This is a genomic window from Pseudomonas sp. IT-P218, from assembly GCF_949767605.1.
GTDB classification, from domain to species: domain Bacteria; phylum Pseudomonadota; class Gammaproteobacteria; order Pseudomonadales; family Pseudomonadaceae; genus Aquipseudomonas; species Aquipseudomonas putida_AE.
Window position 1 is genome coordinate 88,569 of sequence record NZ_CATKQQ010000066.1, and the last position, 18,852, is coordinate 107,420.

The 18,852-nt window shown below is 61.8% G+C and carries 14 protein-coding genes; 10 read left to right on the forward strand and 4 right to left on the reverse strand.

Annotation, left to right across the window (positions count from 1 at the left end):
• The first annotated feature begins 374 nt into the window (after nt 1-374).
• The 9 genes from betI (at nt 375) to yccS (ending at nt 14,176) form a co-directional block, all read left to right on the forward strand.
• Complete coding sequence (betI, locus tag ACM6I6_RS24870; protein ID WP_274075584.1) at nt 375-968, forward strand: transcriptional regulator BetI; 594 nt, start codon at nt 375-377, stop codon at nt 966-968.
• Nucleotides 969-1,030: 62 nt separating this feature from the next.
• Nucleotides 1,031-2,503 carry a betaine-aldehyde dehydrogenase gene (gene betB / locus ACM6I6_RS24875; RefSeq protein ID WP_274075585.1) on the forward strand — a complete coding sequence of 491 codons (1,473 nt, stop codon included), beginning with the start codon at nt 1,031-1,033 and terminating at the stop codon, nt 2,501-2,503.
• Between the two features lie 151 nt (nt 2,504-2,654).
• A complete protein-coding gene (gene betA, locus ACM6I6_RS24880) occupies nt 2,655-4,355 on the forward strand; it encodes a choline dehydrogenase (RefSeq protein WP_274075586.1) in 1,701 nt (566 codons plus the stop codon).
• A 275-nt stretch (nt 4,356-4,630) separates the two neighbouring features.
• On the forward strand, nt 4,631-6,073 hold the full coding sequence (locus ACM6I6_RS24885; protein WP_406591151.1) for a TldD/PmbA family protein: 1,443 nt from the start codon (nt 4,631-4,633) through the stop codon (nt 6,071-6,073).
• Nucleotides 6,073-7,410 (forward strand): TldD/PmbA family protein, encoded by a 1,338-nt coding sequence (locus ACM6I6_RS24890; protein ID WP_414920852.1) that lies wholly within the window; start codon nt 6,073-6,075, stop codon nt 7,408-7,410. Before ACM6I6_RS24885 ends, ACM6I6_RS24890 begins: the two co-directional genes overlap by 1 nt.
• Nucleotides 7,411-7,545: 135 nt before the next feature.
• Complete coding sequence (gene mdtD / locus ACM6I6_RS24895) at nt 7,546-8,973, forward strand: multidrug transporter subunit MdtD (RefSeq protein WP_274075591.1); 1,428 nt, start codon at nt 7,546-7,548, stop codon at nt 8,971-8,973.
• Between the two features lie 105 nt (nt 8,974-9,078).
• Nucleotides 9,079-10,416: an ATP-dependent RNA helicase DbpA gene (gene dbpA / locus ACM6I6_RS24900; RefSeq protein ID WP_406591176.1), complete on the forward strand. Its 1,338-nt coding sequence runs from the start codon at nt 9,079-9,081 to the stop codon at nt 10,414-10,416.
• A 154-nt stretch (nt 10,417-10,570) separates the two neighbouring features.
• Nucleotides 10,571-11,749 carry an NAD(P)/FAD-dependent oxidoreductase gene (locus ACM6I6_RS24905; RefSeq protein ID WP_414920853.1) on the forward strand — a complete coding sequence of 393 codons (1,179 nt, stop codon included), beginning with the start codon at nt 10,571-10,573 and terminating at the stop codon, nt 11,747-11,749.
• Nucleotides 11,750-11,992: 243 nt separating this feature from the next.
• Entirely contained in the window at nt 11,993-14,176 is a 2,184-nt protein-coding gene (gene yccS, locus ACM6I6_RS24910; protein WP_414920854.1) for a YccS family putative transporter, read from the forward strand.
• A 15-nt stretch (nt 14,177-14,191) separates the two neighbouring features.
• Here yccS and ACM6I6_RS24915 read toward each other — a convergent pair whose 3' ends face one another.
• Complete coding sequence (locus tag ACM6I6_RS24915; RefSeq protein ID WP_414920855.1) at nt 14,192-14,929, reverse strand: substrate-binding periplasmic protein; 738 nt, start codon at nt 14,927-14,929, stop codon at nt 14,192-14,194.
• 255 nt (nt 14,930-15,184) lie between these two features.
• On the opposite strand from ACM6I6_RS24915, the gene ACM6I6_RS24920 reads away from it, so the two are divergent.
• Complete coding sequence (locus ACM6I6_RS24920; RefSeq protein ID WP_274075596.1) at nt 15,185-15,637, forward strand: GNAT family N-acetyltransferase; 453 nt, start codon at nt 15,185-15,187, stop codon at nt 15,635-15,637.
• Nucleotides 15,638-15,733: 96 nt separating this feature from the next.
• Here the strand turns inward: ACM6I6_RS24920 and ACM6I6_RS24925 are convergent, their stop codons facing one another.
• The 3 genes from ACM6I6_RS24925 to ACM6I6_RS24935 are packed head-to-tail and all read right to left on the reverse strand — an operon-like array spanning nt 15,734 to nt 18,719.
• Nucleotides 15,734-16,030, reverse strand: a complete 297-nt coding sequence (locus tag ACM6I6_RS24925) for a winged helix-turn-helix domain-containing protein (RefSeq protein WP_274075597.1) — start codon at nt 16,028-16,030, stop codon at nt 15,734-15,736.
• A 28-nt stretch (nt 16,031-16,058) separates the two neighbouring features.
• Nucleotides 16,059-16,550: a M48 family metallopeptidase gene (locus tag ACM6I6_RS24930; RefSeq protein WP_274075598.1), complete on the reverse strand. Its 492-nt coding sequence runs from the start codon at nt 16,548-16,550 to the stop codon at nt 16,059-16,061.
• Nucleotides 16,551-16,595: 45 nt separating this feature from the next.
• Complete coding sequence (locus ACM6I6_RS24935) at nt 16,596-18,719, reverse strand: putative bifunctional diguanylate cyclase/phosphodiesterase (RefSeq protein WP_274075599.1); 2,124 nt, start codon at nt 18,717-18,719, stop codon at nt 16,596-16,598.
• Nucleotides 18,720-18,852 lie beyond the last annotated feature (133 nt).

Genomic DNA, 18,852 nt, shown 5'->3' on the forward strand with positions numbered 1-18,852 from the left:
GTTGACCGTCACCTTCTCGGGTGGGGTCTTTATTAGCGAGGCAGAACTCATGGCACAGATGCTCCGGGCAGTGCGATAGAAGAACGCAAGGCAAACGGGTTACCCGACCAATCGGTTAGTGGGCAGCCGACCAGCGGGTGATATAAAGACAACCCCAAAGGGCCCGAAGCCCCTTGAGCGCCGTGGCGCGTAGGTTTCGAGCATTTACGGAAGTCGTTTTTTTCGCCGCTACGCGTCGGAAAACTCTGTAGGCAGCGACGATTTGTCGCAGATCTTATTCTTTGTTGATTGAACGTTCAATCAAAACAAAATAGACTGGCCCTCAATCCGATAGACGTCCTGCGTCTGCCGGAAGGCCTAAGGAGATGTGCAAGATGCCCAAGGTCGGTATGCAACCCATCCGTCGCCAGCAGTTGATCGAAGCCACATTGCTGGCGGTCGACCAGGTCGGAATGGGGGACGCCAGCATTGCGCTGATCGCCCGTTTGGCCGGTGTCTCGAATGGCATCATCAGTCACTACTTTCAGGACAAGAATGGCCTGATCGCCGCCACCATGGGGTACTTGATGACTGTGCTGAGCGAGAACGTCACCGCGCGCCGACTGGCGCTGACAGATGACAGCCCGCGGGCGCATCTGCAGGTGATCATCGAAGGCAACTTCGATGCCAGCCAGGTCAATGGCCCGGCAATGAAAACCTGGCTGGCCTTTTGGGCCACCAGCATGCACCAGCCGTCTTTGCACAGGTTGCAGCGGATCAACGATCACCGTCTGTATTCCAACCTGTGCTGCCAGTTCCGCCGCGTGTTGCCGCTCGATGAAGCGCGCACCGCCGCCCGGGGCCTGGCAGCGTTGATTGACGGCTTGTGGTTGCGCGGCGCGCTGTCGGGAGATGCTTTCGACACCGGGCAGGCACAACAGATCGCTTACGAATACATGGATATCCAACTGGCCAAGCGGGTGAGTTAGAGCACACACAGAACGCTCGACACCCGCACCGTGCCAACAACCAATGCACTTGCGAGGACTTTATGGCCCGTTTCGAACTGCAAAAACTCTACATCGACGGCGGCTACAGCGACGCTGGCAGCGACGCCACTTTCGAAGCCATCAACCCGGCTAACGGTGAAGTCCTCGCAAAAGTACAACGCGCTACGAAGGAAGACGTCGAGCGCGCTGTGGTCAGCGCCGAAAAGGGCCAGAAAATCTGGGCCGCGATGACCGCCATGGAGCGTTCGCGCATCCTGCGTCGCGCCGTGGACATCCTGCGCGAGCGCAACGATGAACTGGCCGCCCTGGAAACCCTGGACACCGGCAAGTCGTACTCCGAAACCCGCTACGTCGACATCGTTACCGGCGCCGACGTGCTGGAGTACTACGCAGGCCTGGTTCCGGCCATCGAAGGCGAGCAGATTCCGCTGCGCACCACCTCGTTCGTCTACACCCGTCGCGAGCCGCTGGGCGTCGTGGCCGGTATCGGCGCGTGGAACTACCCGATCCAGATCGCCCTGTGGAAATCCGCTCCGGCCCTGGCGGCCGGTAACGCGATGATCTTCAAGCCAAGCGAAGTCACCTCGCTGACCACCCTGAAACTGGCCGAGATCTACACCGAAGCCGGCCTGCCAGCAGGCGTGTTCAACGTCCTGACCGGCAGCGGCCGCGAAGTCGGCACCTGGCTGACCGAGCATCCGCGCATCGAGAAAGTCTCGTTCACCGGCGGCACCGACACCGGCAAGAAAGTCATGGCCAGCGCTTCGAGCTCTTCGCTGAAAGACGTGACCATGGAACTGGGTGGCAAATCGCCGCTGATCATCTGCGACGACGCCGACCTCGACCGCGCCGCCGACACCGCAATGATGGCCAACTTCTACAGCTCCGGTCAGGTCTGCACCAACGGCACCCGCGTGTTCGTGCCGGCGCACCTGAAAGCCGCTTTCGAAGCCAAGATCGTTGAGCGCGTTGCGCGCATCCGCGTCGGCAACCCGGAAGACGAAAACACCAACTTCGGCCCGCTGGTCAGCTTCGCCCACATGGAAAGCGTGCTGGGCTACATCGCCAAGGGCAAGGAAGAAGGTGCACGCCTGCTGTGCGGCGGCGAGCGTCTGACCGAAGGCGAATTCGCCAAGGGCGCGTTCGTTGCGCCGACCGTGTTCACCGACTGCAGCGATGACATGACCATCGTGCGTGAAGAAATCTTTGGCCCGGTGATGGCGATCCTCTCCTACGAGACCGAAGAAGAAGTGATCCGCCGTGCCAACGACACCGACTTCGGCCTGGCCGCCGGTATCGTCACCAAGGACCTGAACCGCGCCCACCGCGTGATTCATCAACTGGAAGCCGGTATCTGCTGGATCAACGCCTGGGGCGAGTCCGACGCGAAGATGCCGGTTGGCGGCTACAAGCAGTCGGGTGTTGGCCGTGAGAACGGCATCAGCTCGCTGAACAACTTCACCCGCATCAAATCGGTACAGGTCGAGCTGGGCGATTACGTCTCGGTGTTCTAACCCGGGTTGTGTATTGCCCTTGAGGCCGCTTTCGCTGGCAAGCCAGCTCCTACAGGGACAGCGCAATACCTGTGGGAGCCAGCCTGCTGGCGATCGAGTGCGCAGCACTCGCCGAGGCCCGACCTGACCACTATCAAAGAGGGTGCATTCAATGTCCCAAGAATTCGACTACATCATCATCGGTGCCGGCTCGGCCGGTAACACCCTGGCGACCCGTCTGACCGAAGACGCCGGCGTCACCGTCCTGCTGCTCGAAGCCGGTGGCCCGGACTACCGTTTCGACTTCCGCACGCAGATGCCGGCCGCCCTGGCGTTCCCGCTGCAAGGCCGTCGCTACAACTGGGCCTACGAAACCGATCCAGAGCCACACATGGACAATCGCCGGATGGAATGCGGTCGCGGCAAGGGCCTGGGCGGTTCCTCGCTGATCAACGGCATGTGTTACATCCGCGGCAATGCCATGGACTACGACGGCTGGGCGAAACTGCCAGGCCTGGAAGACTGGTCGTACCTGGACTGCCTGCCGTATTTCCGTAAAGCGGAAACCCGCGACATCGGCCCGAACGACTACCACGGTGGCGACGGTCCGGTCAGCGTGACCACACCGAAAGCCGGCAACAACCCGCTGTTCCACGCCATGGTTGATGCAGGCGTGCAGGCCGGTTACCCGCGCACCGAAGACTTGAACGGCTACCAGCAGGAAGGCTTCGGCCCGATGGACCGCACCGTGACCCCCAAAGGTCGTCGTGCTTCCACCGCCCGCGGTTACCTGGACGTGGCCAAGAAGCGTTCGACCCTGACCATCGTCACCCACGCCCTGACCGACAAGATCCTGTTCGACGGCAAGCGTGCGGTCGGCGTGCGTTACCTGGTCGGCGACGCCGAAGAGCGCGTTGAAGCCAAGGCGCGCAAGGAAGTGCTGTTGTGCTCCGGCGCCATCGCTTCGCCGCAGATCCTGCAACGCTCCGGCGTCGGCCCGGCCGAACTGCTGAACAAGCTCGACATTCCGGTGGTCCACGACCTGCCGGGCGTGGGTGAAAACCTGCAGGACCACCTTGAGCTGTACCTGCAATACGCTTGCACCCAACCGGTCTCGCTGTACCCGTCGCTGCTCTGGTACAACCAGCCGGCCATCGGTGCCGAGTGGCTGTTCAACGGCACCGGCATCGGCGCCAGCAACCAGTTCGAAGCCGGCGGTTTCATCCGTACCCGTCCGGAATTCGAATGGCCGAACATCCAATACCACTTCCTGCCGGTGGCGATTAACTACAACGGCAGCAACGGTGTGAAAGAACACGGCTTCCAGGCGCACATGGGCTCCATGCGTTCGCCAAGCCGCGGGCGCATCCAGGCCAAGTCCAAGGACCCGCGCCAGCACCCGAGCATCCTGTTCAACTACATGGCCACCGAGCAGGACTGGCAGGAATTTCGCGATGGCATCCGCCTGACCCGTGAAATCATGCAGCAACCTGCGCTGGACGCCTTCCGTGGTCGCGAAATCAGCCCGGGCATCGAAGTGCAAACCGATGAGCAGCTGGACAAGTTCATCCGCGAACACGCCGAAACCGCGTTCCACCCGTCCTGCTCGTGCAAGATGGGCACAGATGAAATGGCCGTGGTCGATGGCGAAGGTCGCGTGCATGGCATGCAAGGCCTGCGCGTGGTCGATGCGTCGATCATGCCGATCATCACCACCGGCAACCTGAACGCGCCGACGATCATGATGGCCGAGAAAATCGCCGACAAGATCCGTGGCCGCCAGCCATTGCCGCGCAGCAAGGCCAACTACTATGTAGCGGGCGATGCGCCGGTGAAGGGCAAACCTATGCGTGAAGTGGGCCAGACTGCGTAACACTGTTACACCGCGGTGCTGCCTTCGCGAGCAAGCCCGCTCCCACATTTGTTCTTTGGCGTTCACATAATTTGTGTCGACCATAGATCCAATGTGGGAGCGGGCTTGCTCGCGAAGGCGTCCTTACAAACGATAAACAAACTACTGACTCACCCAGCGTAAATACCTCCCGGACCTTGATCCCACCCCCATGCAGGCCTACTCTAGTGCCGCGCAATCGCTTCATCCCCTCGCCGCACCGCTGCACCGCCACTCCATACCAAGGAGGTTCCCGAATGTTCGATTTCCACCCCCAGCTCAAGCAGCGCTTTGCTGCCTTGCGCACGGGCGCCGAATTCTTTTCCCTGCGTTATGTGCGCGAGTCCGGCCAGTACCTGTCGGTGCGCAAGAACGTCGCCGAACCGCCGAGCCTGAGCCGCGACGAGGGGGCGATGCTGACCGTGCGGGTCAACGGCGTCGAAGCCTATGCCGCCACCAACGATCTGTCGCAGCAAGGCCTGCAAGCCGCCCTTGAGCGCGCCGAACAGCAGGCGCGCCGGCTCAAGCCTCACGCCTTGCTGGATCTGCGCGACCAGGCGGTATCCAGCGACCGTGCCGATTATTTCTCGCCGAACCTCGACCAGCCGTTCCCCTCCCTGAGCGACTGCTACCAGCTGCTGGGGGCCGAATCCGCCGCCGTGCCCAAGGACGAACGTCTGGTGAGCTGGCAGGTCAGCATCGGCATCACCCACGTCGAGCAGATCTACCTCAACAGCGCCGGCGCCGAACTGCGTCAGGCCCAGCGCTTCGTCTACCCAGGCCTCGATGTCACCGCCTACGACGGCAACGACAGCCAGACCCGCACACTCGGCCGGGAGAACTTCGGTCAGCAGGGTGGCTTCGATGTCATCAGCCGCTGCGGACTGATCGGCGCAGGGGTGAAAATTGCCGATCAGGCGCTGCAATTGCTGCTGGCACCGAACACGCCGCAAGGTCCGCGCGACCTGCTGCTGATGCCCGACCAGATGATGCTGCAGATCCACGAATCCATCGGCCACCCGCTGGAACTGGACCGCATCCTCGGGGATGAGCGTAATTATGCCGGCACCAGCTTCGTCAAGGCCGGCGACTTCGGCCATCTGCAGTACGGCTCGACATTGTTGAACGTGACGTTCGATCCCGATATCCCGGAACAGCTCGCCAGCTACGGCCATGACGACGACGGCACGGCCGCCAGCAAACAGTTCCTGATTCGCCAAGGCCTGCTGCTGCGCCCCTTGGGCGGTGCACTCTCGCAGTTCCGCGCCGGCCTCGACGGGGTCGCCAACAGCCGCGCCTGCGGCTGGAACCGCCCACCGATCGACCGCATGGCCAACCTCAACATCGAGCCTGGCGACCAGCCGCTCGAGCAACTGATCGGCAACATCGAACACGGCATCCTGATGAGCACCAACCGCTCATGGTCCATCGACGATGCGCGCAACAAGTTCCAGTTCGGTTGCGAATGGGGCCAGTTGATCGAAAACGGCGAACTCAAGGGCGTGGTGAAGAACCCGAACTACCGGGCCATTTCCGCGCAGTTCTGGAAGAGCCTCAGCGCGGTCGGCGATGCCAGCACCTTCAAGGTCCTGGGCACACCGAACTGTGGCAAGGGCGAACCGAATCAAGTGATCCGCGTGGGCCATGCCTCGCCAGCCTGCGTGTTCAGCAACGTTGATGTATTTGGGGGAGACAGCTGATGACTACGTCGAAAGCCCAGGCCGAGTCGTTCAAGGCATTGGTCGCCGAATTACGCGAAGCGCTGCACGAACCGGAACAGTTCACCCTCAGCTACGCCGCCGAATCCTCGGCCTTCGTGCGCTTCAACCACGCCAAGGTGCGGCAGGCCGGGCAGGTGCAACAGGCGAGCATCGGTTTGAAACTGATCAACGATGGCCGCCACGCCGACCTGCAGATCACCCTGGCGGGCGATCCTGCAGTCGACCGTCAGCGCCTGGCCGAAGGCCTGCAACAACTGCGCGAAACCTTGCCGCTGCTGCCCCAGGACCCTTACCTGCTGCTCAACTACAACGGCTGGCAAAGCAAAAACGTGCAGGAGCATCCGCTGCCGGACACCGAGCAAGTGGTCGCAGAAATCACCCAGGCCGCCGAAGGCCTGGACCTGGTCGGATTCTATGCCGCCGGGCCGATCAGCCGTGGTTTCGCCAGCTCCGCCGGGGCGTTCGGCTGGCACCAGGCCAACAGTTTCAACTTCGACTTCAGCCTGTTCCATGAGAACGGCCAGGCGGTGAAGGCCAGCTATGCCGGACACGACTGGAACAGCGCAGGCTTTGCCAAACGCTTCCAGCAGGCACGTGAACAGCTTGAATACCTGGGGCGACCGCTGCGCACCCTGGCGCCGGGTCAGTACCGCGCCTACCTGGCGCCCGCCGCGTTGGAAGAGATCATGGGCATGCTGTGCTGGGGTGGCTTTTCGGCACAGTCGATCGCCAGCAAAAGCAGCCCGCTGCAGAAGCTCTACGGGGGCGACCAGGCGTTCAGCCCGCTGGTTTCGCTGGATGAAAAGGTCAGCGGCTCGCTGAGCCCGGCGTTCTCCGACGAAGGTTATCCGCGCAGCGATCTGGGCTTGATTGTCGAAGGCCGGGCCGGTGCGCAACTGGTGGGTTCACGCAGCGCCGCCGAATACGGCTTGACCGCCAACGGCGCCAGCGGCGGGGAATCGCCGACGGCCCTGAACATGCAGGCCGGGGATTTGCCCGAGGCACAGATCCTCAAGCAACTCGGTACCGGCCTGTACATCAGCAACCTGTGGTACCTGAACTTCTCGGATCAACCGGCAGCACGCCTGACCGGCATGACACGCTTCGCGACCTTCTGGGTCGAGAACGGCGAGATCCAGGCACCGGTCAGCACCATGCGTTTCGACGACAGCGCCTACAGCCTGCTGGGTTCACAGCTGGAAGCGCTGACCGCTGAGCGCAAATTGCTGTTGTCGGCGAGCACCTACAGCCAGCGGGCGACGGCATCGGCGTTGTTGCCGGGGGCGATCGTGCGGCGGCTGACGTTGACCCTGTAAACACAATCCCCCTGTGGGAGCGGGCTTGCTCGCGAAAGCGGTGGGTCATTCAGCATTGATGTTGAATGTGATGGCCCTTTCGCGAGCAAGCCCGCTCCCACAGGGTTCGGTTCCCTGACCACCACAAGAGGTCCCATGCCCAACCGCCCGCCTCTCGATCCGGTCACCGCCCGCTGGGTGCCTTGGGTCGTCGCCATTGCCTTCTTCATGCAGTCCCTCGACGGGACGATCCTCAACACCGCCCTGCCGGCCATGGCCAGCGACCTGGCGGAAGACCCGCTGCGCATGCAGGGCGTGATCATTGCCTACATGCTCACGGTCGCCTTGCTGATTCCCGCCTCTGGCTGGATCGCCGACCGTTTCGGCACGAAAAAAATCTTCTTCAGCGCGATCCTGCTGTTCAGTTTCGGCTCGCTGCTCTGCGCCTTGTCCAGCAGCTTGAGCATGCTGATCGGCGCCCGGGTGATCCAGGGCCTGGGTGGCGCGTTGATGCTGCCGGTCGGGCGACTGGTGGTGCTGCGCGCTTACCCGCGCTCGGAACTGGTGCGGATCATGGGCTTCATCACCATTCCCGGCCTGCTCGGGCCGTTGATCGGCCCGACCATGGGCGGCTGGATGGTGGAGTACCTGACCTGGCACTGGATCTTTCTGATCAACCTGCCGGTGGGACTGGTGGGCTGCTACGCCGTGTGGAAATTCATCCCCGACCTGCGTGGCTCCGAACGGACCCGCTTCGATAGCCTGGGGTTCCTGCTGTTCGGCGCGGCGATGATCCTGATCACCGTCGCCATGGAAGGCTTGGGCGAACTGCACCTGCCACACCTGCGGGTGATGCTGCTGCTGTTCGGCGGCATGGCCTGCCTGGCCGCCTACTGGCTGCGCGCCGGGCACATCGACAATCCGCTGTTCGCGCCATCGCTGTTCAAGACCCGGACCTTTGCCGTCGGCATTCTCGGCAACCTCTTCGCCCGGCTCGGCAGCGGCGCGCTGCCGTTCCTCGTACCGCTGTTGCTGCAAGTGGCGCTGGGCTATTCGCCGTCCCAGGCGGGGATGAGCATGCTGCCGCTGGCGGCTGCGGCGATGATCGCCAAGTGGGTGGCGCGACCACTGATCGAACGCCTGGGCTACCGTATCGTACTGACCGGTAACACCCTGGCGCTGGGGATCATGCTGGCCAGCATGGGCCTGGTCAGCGAGCAGACGCCCTACTGGCTGCTGCTGTGCCTGCTGGCAGTGCTGGGGGCGATCAACTCCTTGCAGTTCACGGCGATGAACACCGTGACCCTGATCGACCTTGATGACGCCAGTGCCAGCAGCGGCAACAGTCTGCTGTCGGTGGTCGCGCAATTGTCCCTGAGCCTGGGCGTGGCCTGCGCCGGCGCATTGCTCGGCGGGTTCACCGCTGGGATCGGCAAGGACGGGGTGGACACGGTTTTGGGGGCATTCCAACTTACGTTCGTGACCGTGGGGATCATGGCGATGCTGGCCGCAACGATCTTCTCGCAACTGTCAAAGAATGACGGACGGCGAGTCAAACGTCCGGAAGAACACATAGAGCCTTAGGGCGAATGGCCATCGGACTGGTACACTGCGCGACATTTTGTTTTGCAGGCCAGTCCCGTGACCACCATCGCCACCGAATTTAATACTTTGCCGCTGTCCGCCGCCATGCTGGCTAACCTCGACTCCCTCGGTTATGCCCAGATGACGCCGATCCAGGCGCAAAGCTTGCCGGTGATCCTCAAGGGGATGGACCTGATCGCCCAGGCCAAGACCGGCAGCGGCAAGACCGCCGCCTTCGGTATCGGCCTGCTGAACCCGATCAATCCGCGCTACTTCGGTTGCCAGGCGCTGATCCTGTGCCCGACCCGCGAGCTGGCTGACCAGGTCGCCAAGGAAATCCGTCGCCTGGCCCGTGCCGAAGACAACATCAAGGTCCTGACCCTGTGTGGCGGCGTGTCCCTCGGCCCGCAGATCGCTTCGCTGGAACACGGCGCGCACATCATCGTCGGCACCCCGGGGCGCATCCAGCAGCACCTGCGCAAGGGCTCGCTGGTCCTGCACGGCCTCAACACCCTGATCCTCGACGAAGCCGACCGCATGCTCGACATGGGTTTCTACGACTCCATCGAAGAAATCATCATGCAGGCCCCGGAGCGTCGCCAGACCCTGCTGTTCTCCGCCACCTACCCGGTAGGCATCAAGCAGCTGGCCTCGAAGTTCATGCGCAACCCGCAGCAAGTGAAGGCCGAGGCGTTCCACGACGACACGCAGATCGAGCAGCGCTTCTACGAAATCTCCCCTGACGATCGCATGAGCGCCGTGACCAAGGTGCTGGGCCACTTCCGCCCGGCGTCCTGCGTGGCGTTCTGCTTCACCAAGCAGCAAGTCCAGGAAACCGTTGATCACCTGACGGCCAAAGGCATCTCCGCCGTCGGCCTGCACGGCGACCTGGAACAGCGTGATCGCGACCAGGTACTGGCGATGTTCGCCAACCGCAGCACCTCCGTGCTGGTGGCCACCGACGTCGCGGCCCGCGGCCTGGACATCGATTCCCTGGATATGGTGATCAACGTCGAACTGGCCCGTGATTCGGAAATCCACATCCACCGCGTCGGCCGTACTGGCCGCGCCGGTGAGAAAGGCCTCGCGATCAGCCTGGTGGCGCCGTCCGAAGCGCAGCGCGCTCAAGCCATCGAACAATTGCAGAAGACACCATTGACCTGGGATCAGGTGGACAACCTCACCTCCAAGGGTGGTGGTCCGCTGCTGCCTCAGATGAGCACCCTGTGCATCGGCGCAGGCCGCAAGGACAAGGTGCGTCCAGGCGACATCCTTGGCGCACTGACCGGTGAAGCGGGCATCCCGGGCGCCCAGGTCGGCAAGATCGCCATCTTCGACTTCCAGGCCTTCGTGGCCGTGGAACGCGGGATCGCCAAGCAGGCCCTGCAACGCCTCAACGACGGCAAGATCAAGGGCCGTTCGTTGCGCGTGCGCATCCTGTAAGCGATCTTCGACCCAACGAAGATCCCCCTGTGGGAGCGGGCTTGCTCGCGAAAGCGGTTTATCAGTCGACATTGATGTTGAATGTGATGGCCCTTTCGCGAGCAAGCCCGCTCCCACAGTTTGTTTTGTGGTGATATACCGAGAGGACACCGTTTTGCGCTCTACCGAAGTCGTGATCATTGGCGCTGGCGCCGCAGGGTTGATGTGTGCACTGACCGCCGCCGGGCGCGGGCGCCAGGTGCTGTTGCTCGACCACGCCAACAAGGCCGGCAAGAAAATCCTGATGTCCGGCGGTGGCCGCTGCAATTTCACCAACATGTACACGGAACCGAGCAATTTCCTCTCGCAGAACGCCCACTTCTGCAAATCTGCCCTGGCCCGCTACACCCAGTGGGATTTCATCGGCATGGTGGCCAAGCACGGCGTGCCGTACCACGAGAAAAAGCTCGGCCAGCTGTTCTGCGATAACAAATCCAGCAACATTCTCGAAATGCTGCTCAACGAGTGCGATCAGGTCGGCGTCAGCCTGCACCTGGACACCTCGATCCAGACCATCGAGAAACTCGAGAAGGGCTATTTGCTGGACACCACCCTGGGCCAGGTGACGTGCGAATCGCTGGTGATCGCCACCGGCGGCCTGTCGATCCCGACCCTGGGCGCCACCGGTTTCGGCTACCAGGTGGCCAAGCAGTTCGGTCACGACCTGCTACCGACCCGCGCGGGGCTGGTGCCGTTCACCATCACCGATCAACTCAAGGAACTGTGCACCGAGTTGTCCGGTACCTCGGTGGATTGCCTGGTCAGCTGCAATGACCAGAGCTTTCGCGAGAACATCCTGTTCACCCACCGTGGCCTCAGCGGACCGGCGATCTTGCAGATTTCTTCGTTCTGGGAATCCGGCGACACGGTCGAAATCAACCTGATGCCCGACCACGACGTACCGTCCTGGCTGCAACAGCAACAGGCCGAACGCCCGAACAGCGAACTGAAAACCCTGCTCGGTGAAATTTTCACCAAGAAGATGGCCAATCTGCTGGCGGACAACTGGTTTGTCTCCAAACCGATGAAGCAGTACACCCACGGGGAAATTGCCGCCATCGCCGAGAAACTGGCGAGCTGGAAAGTGGTACCGGCCGGCACCGAAGGCTACCGAACCGCCGAAGTGACCCTGGGTGGCGTCGATACCAACGAGGTGTCGTCCAAGACCATGGAATCGCTGAAAAGCCCCGGCCTGTATTTCATCGGTGAAGTGCTGGACGTCACCGGCCATTTGGGCGGCTTCAACTTCCAGTGGGCCTGGGCCTCCGGCTACGCCGCCGCACAATACGTCTGACACCCTGCTCCCTGTAGGAGCTGGCTTGCCAGCGAAGGCGACCTGACAGTCAACAAAGATGTTGGATGTACCGGCCTCATCGCTGGCAAGCCAGCTCCAACAGGTTCTTTGTCTGCCTGAAGAAATGAGGCGGGCGTGTGACATCAAGGAACAGAAATTGCTGTCAGATGTGATCGCCGCCATTGCGTCGGCGTCATTACTGGCTCAATTTAGCGTCATTGCCTCGGAAGGCCTTCGCATTTCATGTCATCGACCTCGTTCCGTCAGTCTCTGCGCCGGCTTTGGGCGCTGGATAAATTCAGCTACAGCGTGCGGGTGTTCATCGCCCTGACCGGTACCATGGCTCTATGCTGGTATCAGGATGAAATGGGGCTGTTGATCCCGTTGTTCCTGGGGATTATCGCCAGCGCCCTGGCCGAGACCGATGACAGTTGGCAGGGCCGCCTCAACGCGCTGGCGGTGACGCTGTTGTGTTTCGCCGTCGCCGCGCTGTCGGTCGAACTGCTGTTCCCCTACCCCATACTCTTCATCATCGCCTTCGCCCTCGCCGCCTTCTGCCTGACCATGCTCGGCGCCCTTGGCGAACGCTATGGGGCGATTGCCTCGGCGACGCTGATCCTGTCGGTCTACACCATGATCGGCGTCGACCAGCGCGGTGGCGCGGTCACCGATTTCTGGCATGAGCCGGTGCTGCTGGTGGCCGGTGCCGCCTGGTACGGCCTGCTGTCCGTGTTGTGGCAGGCGCTGTTTTCCAACCAGCCGGTGCAGCAAAGCCTGGCGCGGCTGTTCCGTGAGCTGGGTTTTTACCTGAAGCTGAAGTCTTCGCTGTTCGAGCCGATCCGCCAGATGGACGTGGAAGCCCGGCGCCTGGAACTGGCCCAGCAGAACGGCCGGGTGGTTGCCGCGCTGAACGTCGCCAAGGAAATCATCCTGCACCGGGTCGGCAACGGTCGCCCAGGCTCTAAGGTCAGCCGCTACCTGAAGCTGTACTTCCTCGCCCAGGACATCCACGAGCGTGCCAGCTCCTCGCACTACCCTTACAACGCCCTGGCGGACGCGTTCTTCCACAGCGACGTGCTGTTCCGCTGCCAGCGCCTGCTGCGCCAGCAAGGCAAGGCGTGCCGGGCGCTGGCCGAGTCGATCCAGATGCGCCAGCCGTTCACCTATGACGCGAGTTTCGCCGAAGCCCTCGGCGACCTGCACGCCTCCCTCGAACACCTGCGCATCCAGAGCAATCCCGCCTGGCGCGGGCTGTTGCGCTCACTGCGGGCACTGGCGGCCAACCTGGGAACCCTCGACCGCCTGCTCAGCGATGCCAGCAACCCCGACACCCTGGCCGACGCCACCGACAGCAGCCTGCTCGACCGCTCGCCACGCAACTTCAAGGATGTCTGGGTTCGCTTGCGCACGCAGCTGACGCCCACCTCCTTGTTGTTCCGCCATGCCCTGCGCCTGCCCCTGGCCTTGAGCATCGGCTACGCCATGGTGCATTTGATCCACCCGTCCCAGGGTTACTGGATCATCCTCACGACGCTGTTTGTCTGCCAGCCGAACTACGGTGCAACAAGGCGCAAGCTCGGCCAGCGGATCATCGGCACCGCCATCGGCCTGACCTTGGCCTGGGCGCTGTTCGACCTGTTCCCGAACCCGCTGGTCCAGTCCTGTTTCGCGATTGCCGCCGGGGTGGTGTTCTTTATCAACCGCACCACCCGCTACACCCTGGCGACGGCGGCGATCACCCTGATGGTGCTGTTCTGCTTCAACCAGGTGGGCGACGGTTACGGGCTGTTCCTGCCGCGGCTGTTCGATACCCTGCTCGGCAGCCTGATCGCCGGCCTGGCGGTGTTCCTGTTCCTGCCGGACTGGCAGGGTCGGCGCCTGAACAAAGTGCTGGCCAACACCCTGACCTGCAACAGCATCTACCTGCGCCAGATCATGCAGCAATACGCCGCCGGCAAAAGCGACGACCTGGCGTATCGCCTGGCGCGGCGCAACGCCCACAACGCCGATGCGGCGTTGTCGACCACCCTGGCCAACATGCTGATGGAGCCGGGACATTTCCGTAAGGAAGCGGATGTCGGCTTCCGCTTCCTGGTGCTGTCGCACACCCTGCTCAGTTATTTGTCCGGGCTGGGTGCGCATCGGGAAACCCAACTACCACAGGATGTGCGCGAACAACTGATCGAAGGCGCGGGCGTGAAACTGGCGGCCAGCATCGACGAAATCGCCCAAGGCCTGGCGAGCAAATCCGCGATTGCCATCCAGAGCGATGAGGAGGAAGCGCTGGCCAACGCGCTCGAGCAGATGCCCGATGAAATCGATGAGGGTCAGCGCCTGGTGCAGACGCAACTGGGTTTGATCTGCCGGCAGCTGGGGCCGCTGCGCACACTGGCGGCGCATCTGATCAAGGACACCAGTGAGGATTGAGCCATCAGCCTCGGCTTACATGCCGTGGCGTTTCATCAGCCGTGCATAAGTGCCGTCGGCCTTCATGGCCACGATGGCGCGATCAAAACCGGCGACGATCTGCTCATGCTGAGGATTTTTCAGGCTGACCAGAATGTGCAGGCCATTCTCGCTCAGCGGTTTGGGCAAGAACTCCACGGCATTGCGGACCTTGAGCGACTCACGGGCCAGGTAGTAACGAGCGACGTATTCGTCTTCCAGGGTCAGCTTGACCCTGTCGGCCGCGACCATGCGCACCGCCATGGCGAAGTTGTGCACCGGAATCTTCTGCAATGACACATCCTGATCGAAAGTCGGCGAATAGGCGTAGCCACGCACCACGGCAATCGGATAGGTGTACAGCTGCGGCAAAGTGCTGAATTCGATGGGAGCCTCTTTACGCTTGAGAAAGCGCACGCGATTGATCAGGTACTCGCCCGAAAACTGTCCGAGCTGTGTGCGCTCCTCGTTGAACCAGGCATTGACCAGAACGTCATAGCGACCCTCGCCCAACCCAAGCAACGTCCGTGCCCACGGCACCTGCTCGAAATCACTGGCATAGCCGGCCCGCGCCAGGGCGGTACTGACAATGTCCGTGGCCAACCCGCCGTTGAACAGCGTGGCGTCGGTAAAGGGTGGCCAGGCATCCGCCACCAACCGCAATTTTTCTGCGGCCACACTTTCAGTCAGCAACAGCAATCCAAGCAAAGCAAAGGCTCGATGCAATCGCGGCATGCCAGAAAATCCTTAGCGGGCGGGCTGCCCGACGTGTTTTCAGCCAAAACGCCAAGACCCGTACCGGCACCCCCAGGCACTCAAATTTCAGCGCATTGCAGCACTGCACAGCGCTTGATTGAAGATTACACAAAGAAGACAGCGTCGCGCCAAATGAATGATGGCATTTTGGTCTTTGTCACAGATTCCTGCGCCATAAAGACATCCTTCGTCGAGGCGCTTAGTATCAACAGGACGTTTTCAGGGAATCGACACATGACAATCAACTGGGTCTGTAAACACCACAGCGATCTGGGCAAGGAGCAGCTGTATGCCATTTTGCAGCTGCGCGCCGAAGTGTTCGTCATCGAACAGAAATGCATCTACCAGGACATCGATGGCCAGGATCTGGAGGGCGACACCTGCCATTTGATGGCCTGGGACGGAGATCGGCTGGTGGCGTATCTGCGCCTGCTCGATCCCGAGCTACAGGGCGGTGACGTGGTGATCGGGCGGGTGATCATTGCGCCACAGGCGCGAGGTACCGGGCTGGGCCACGAGATGATGGCCCAGGCGATGAAGCAGATTGAAAAGCGCTGGCCAGACATGCCGGTCTACCTCTCGGCCCAGGCGCATCTGCAGGGGTATTACGGGCGGTACGGGTTTGTGGTGGCGGGTGAGGAATACGTTGAGGATGGTATTCCACACATTGGCATGCGGCGTTCGTAAGGGCCCCTTCGCGAGCAAGCCCGCTCCCACGTTGGAATGCGTTCCCCCTGTGGGAGCGGGCTTGCTCGCGAAGGCGTCAGATCAATCACCGAAAAATCAGGGATACTCCAGCACCGCCTTGATCTGCCGAAGATTACGCTCGATCCACCCGCGATCGATCGCCCCCCACCCGCGAATGCGATAGCGCCCGGCATGGTTGCGCGCGCCTTCTTCCTGCTCGAACTCGCAAACAATATCCAGGTCCGCCAGGGCGGCGATGGTGTCCTGGGCCGTGCGCCGGGGCATGCCGGTGGCTTCGGTCAATGCCGGAACGCTGCTGGCCAGGCCGCTGTCGATCAGGTACGCCACGTACAAGCGGCGGTAGAAGCTGCTCTTGGTCTTGCTTACGTCCATCCATGCGCTCCTTGTTCATTGGCTCTTTTCATTGCAGGTCGCGCCAGGTCAGGTACACCCGCACATCGAACTCCACCTGGTGATACCCCGGCAACATGTGCTCGCACAGCTTGTAGAAGGCCTTGTTGTGATCGGACTCCTTGAAGTGCGCCAACTCATGCACCACGATCATTTTCAGAAACTCCGAAGGCGCCTCCTTGAACAATGAGGCAATGCGGATTTCTTTCTTGGCCTTGAGCTTGCCGCCTTGCACCCGCGAGATGGTGGTGTGCAGGCCAAGTGCGCGGTGGGTCAGGTCCAGGCGATTGTCGAACAGCACCTTGTCGATGGACGGGGCGTTACGCAGGTATTCCTGCTTGAGGTCCAGCGCATAGGTGTACAGCGCCTTGTCGCTCTGGACCCCATGCTTTTGCGGGTAACGCTGGTTCAGGTAATCGCCCAGCCGACCGTCGGCGATCAACTGACGCACCTGGTCCTGCAAGGTAGCCGGGTAGGCCTGGAGGTATTTCAACGCGGTCATCGCAGCGGCAACACAAATCACGAAAAGGTCGCCAGTGTAGCGAATTCAGCCAGTCAGCGCGCCCCAGTCGAAGGGCTGCACAAAGCTCTCGGTGTCTTCGGCCATCATCGGTCGGGCCACCAGGAAGCCTTGCACATACTCACAGCCATTGGCTTGCAGCCACTGGTATTGCGCCATGGTTTCGACCCCTTCGGCAATCACCAGCATCCCGTACTCCTTGCACAGGTCGACCACATTGCGTACCAGCGCCGCGTCCCTTGAGGACTGCGGAAGCCGGCTGATCAGATGGCGGTCGAGTTTGAGCGTATCCAGTTGCAGATCGCGCAGGTGCGACAGTGAACACGGGCCGGAACCGAAATCGTCAAGCGCCACCCGCACCCCCAGATTGCGCAGCAAGCGCAGCTGTTTACGGGTTTCCTCCGGATTATGCATCAAGGCCTCTTCCGTCACCTCGACTTCCATGTGACGTGGCTGCAAACCATGTCGCTCCAGTACCAGGCGCAACTCGGTCACCAGATGGGGCATGGCAAACTGGGTGCTGCTCAAGCTGACGCCCACCACCAGGTCCTCGGCAAACAAAGTCTCCCAGGCTTTGCGTTGCCCGGCACTGCGCTGGTAGATCCAGCTGCCCAGGCGACTGATCAAGCGCGCCTCTTCCAGCAGCGGCAAAAACAAGCCTGGCGGAACATCGCCGACACTCGGGTGCTGCCAGCGCAACAACGCCTCGAACCCGCGAATCCGTCCATCGGCAACCGCCACCTGCGGCTGATACACGAGATTGAAATCACGGTTCTCGATGGCCGTTCGCACGCTTTCTTCGAGCATCAGCCGCGAACGTGCCCGGCCGTTCATTTCGTGATCGTAAAACCGATACTGTTGCCGGCCAGCGCGCTTGGCTTCGTACATGGCGATGTCGGACGCGCGCAGCAAGCCGTCGAGATTGGCGCCGCAGTCGGGGAACGTAGCAATGCCGATGCTGGCACCGAGGACGATATCCAGACCATCGATTTGCTGGCAGACCGACACCCGTTCGATGAGCTTTTCCGCAATCTTGGCTGCCTGCTCGGGAAACTCCAGGTCCAGCAACGCGGTGAATTCATCACCGCCCATGCGTGCCAGGATATCGAACGGACGCAGGCAGGCCTTCAACTGTTCGGACACCCAACGCAACACCCGATCGCCAGCATCGTGGCCGAGAGAATCGTTGACCCGCTTGAAGCCATCGAGGTCCAGGTACAACAGGACCCAGGCGCTGTCGGCACGTTCGCCGCGCAACAGCAGGTTTTCCACGGTCTGGTAAAAGCCGCGACGGTTGAGCAGCCCGGTCAGCGGGTCGGTGACCGCCTGGAACTCGAGTTGCTGATGCAGGTGGCGCACCACCGACATGTCCAGCACTGTCACCACCATTGCATGTTGTTCCGTGGGCAGCGGCGCGCAAGAAAGTGCCACCGGCACCTGTTGCCCGGGGGCAGTACGCAGCAGGGCGTCGTGCAGGCGCAAGGTCTCGCCGCGCTTGTACCCGGCCAGCAGGTCAGAATCGGCCCAGACCGGTATGTGCGGTTTTTGCAGGAAATCCAGGAACTCCTTGCCCTGCAGCTCCTGCACCGTGGCGTTGAGCAGTCGTGACATCGCCGGGTTGGAAAATTGGATCAGGCCGTCCTCGCCGACCACCAGGATGCCCTCGGCGGCGTTGTCCAGCACCGAGGCGTTGAACGCGCGAGCGACCTCCAGGTCATGGCTCAGGCGCTGCAATGCCCGGCGATTGCGTTGATGCTCGAGCAGCGCCTGGACCTTGGGCTTGAGAATCTGCGGATCAAAGGGTTTGAACAGGTAATCCACCGCGCCACTGGCGTAACCCTTGATCACGGCATCCTGGGACTGTTCGTTGGCGGTGAGGAAAATGATCGGTGTCAGGCGGGTCCTTTGGCTGCCGCGCATCAGGCGCGCCACTTCAAAACCGTCCATGCCCGGCATCTGCACATCCAGCAACACCAGGTCGACATCGTATTCAAGCAACAGCCCGAGCGCCTCGAAACCGGATGCAGCGGTGATCACCTGCCAATCCTGGCGCTGCAGCAAGGCGCGCATGCTCACCAGATTTTCAGGGTAATCATCGACGATCAACAGGGTTGAATTGCCTTCAGCTGGCATTGGGTGCGCGCATTCCATGCTGCTTCTCTAGGGCTGGATGTCAGGCCGACTTCTCGTGAAAACCGGACAGAAACTGTGCCTTCACTCTAGACCGGGATCTGCGAAAGCAGAAGGTGTCAGTGCGCCATCATTCGACCGAAGCGTCATTTGC

Excerpts from the sequence above, each read along its gene's own strand:
- betI (WP_274075584.1), top strand. The coding sequence starts at position 375 with ATGCCCAAGGTCGGTATGCAACCCATCCGTCGCCAGCAGTTGATCGAA.
- betB (WP_274075585.1), top strand. The coding sequence starts at position 1,031 with ATGGCCCGTTTCGAACTGCAAAAACTCTACATCGACGGCGGCTACAGC.
- betA (WP_274075586.1), top strand. The coding sequence starts at position 2,655 with ATGTCCCAAGAATTCGACTACATCATCATCGGTGCCGGCTCGGCCGGT.
- ACM6I6_RS24885 (WP_406591151.1), top strand. The coding sequence starts at position 4,631 with ATGTTCGATTTCCACCCCCAGCTCAAGCAGCGCTTTGCTGCCTTGCGC.
- ACM6I6_RS24890 (WP_414920852.1), top strand. The coding sequence starts at position 6,073 with ATGACTACGTCGAAAGCCCAGGCCGAGTCGTTCAAGGCATTGGTCGCC.
- mdtD (WP_274075591.1), top strand. The coding sequence starts at position 7,546 with ATGCCCAACCGCCCGCCTCTCGATCCGGTCACCGCCCGCTGGGTGCCT.
- dbpA (WP_406591176.1), top strand. The coding sequence starts at position 9,079 with ATGCTGGCTAACCTCGACTCCCTCGGTTATGCCCAGATGACGCCGATC.
- yccS (WP_414920854.1), top strand. The coding sequence starts at position 11,993 with ATGTCATCGACCTCGTTCCGTCAGTCTCTGCGCCGGCTTTGGGCGCTG.
- ACM6I6_RS24915 (WP_414920855.1), bottom strand. The coding sequence starts at position 14,929 with ATGCCGCGATTGCATCGAGCCTTTGCTTTGCTTGGATTGCTGTTGCTG.
- ACM6I6_RS24920 (WP_274075596.1), top strand. The coding sequence starts at position 15,185 with ATGACAATCAACTGGGTCTGTAAACACCACAGCGATCTGGGCAAGGAG.
- ACM6I6_RS24925 (WP_274075597.1), bottom strand. The coding sequence starts at position 16,030 with ATGGACGTAAGCAAGACCAAGAGCAGCTTCTACCGCCGCTTGTACGTG.
- ACM6I6_RS24930 (WP_274075598.1), bottom strand. The coding sequence starts at position 16,550 with ATGACCGCGTTGAAATACCTCCAGGCCTACCCGGCTACCTTGCAGGAC.
- ACM6I6_RS24935 (WP_274075599.1), bottom strand. The coding sequence starts at position 18,719 with ATGGAATGCGCGCACCCAATGCCAGCTGAAGGCAATTCAACCCTGTTG.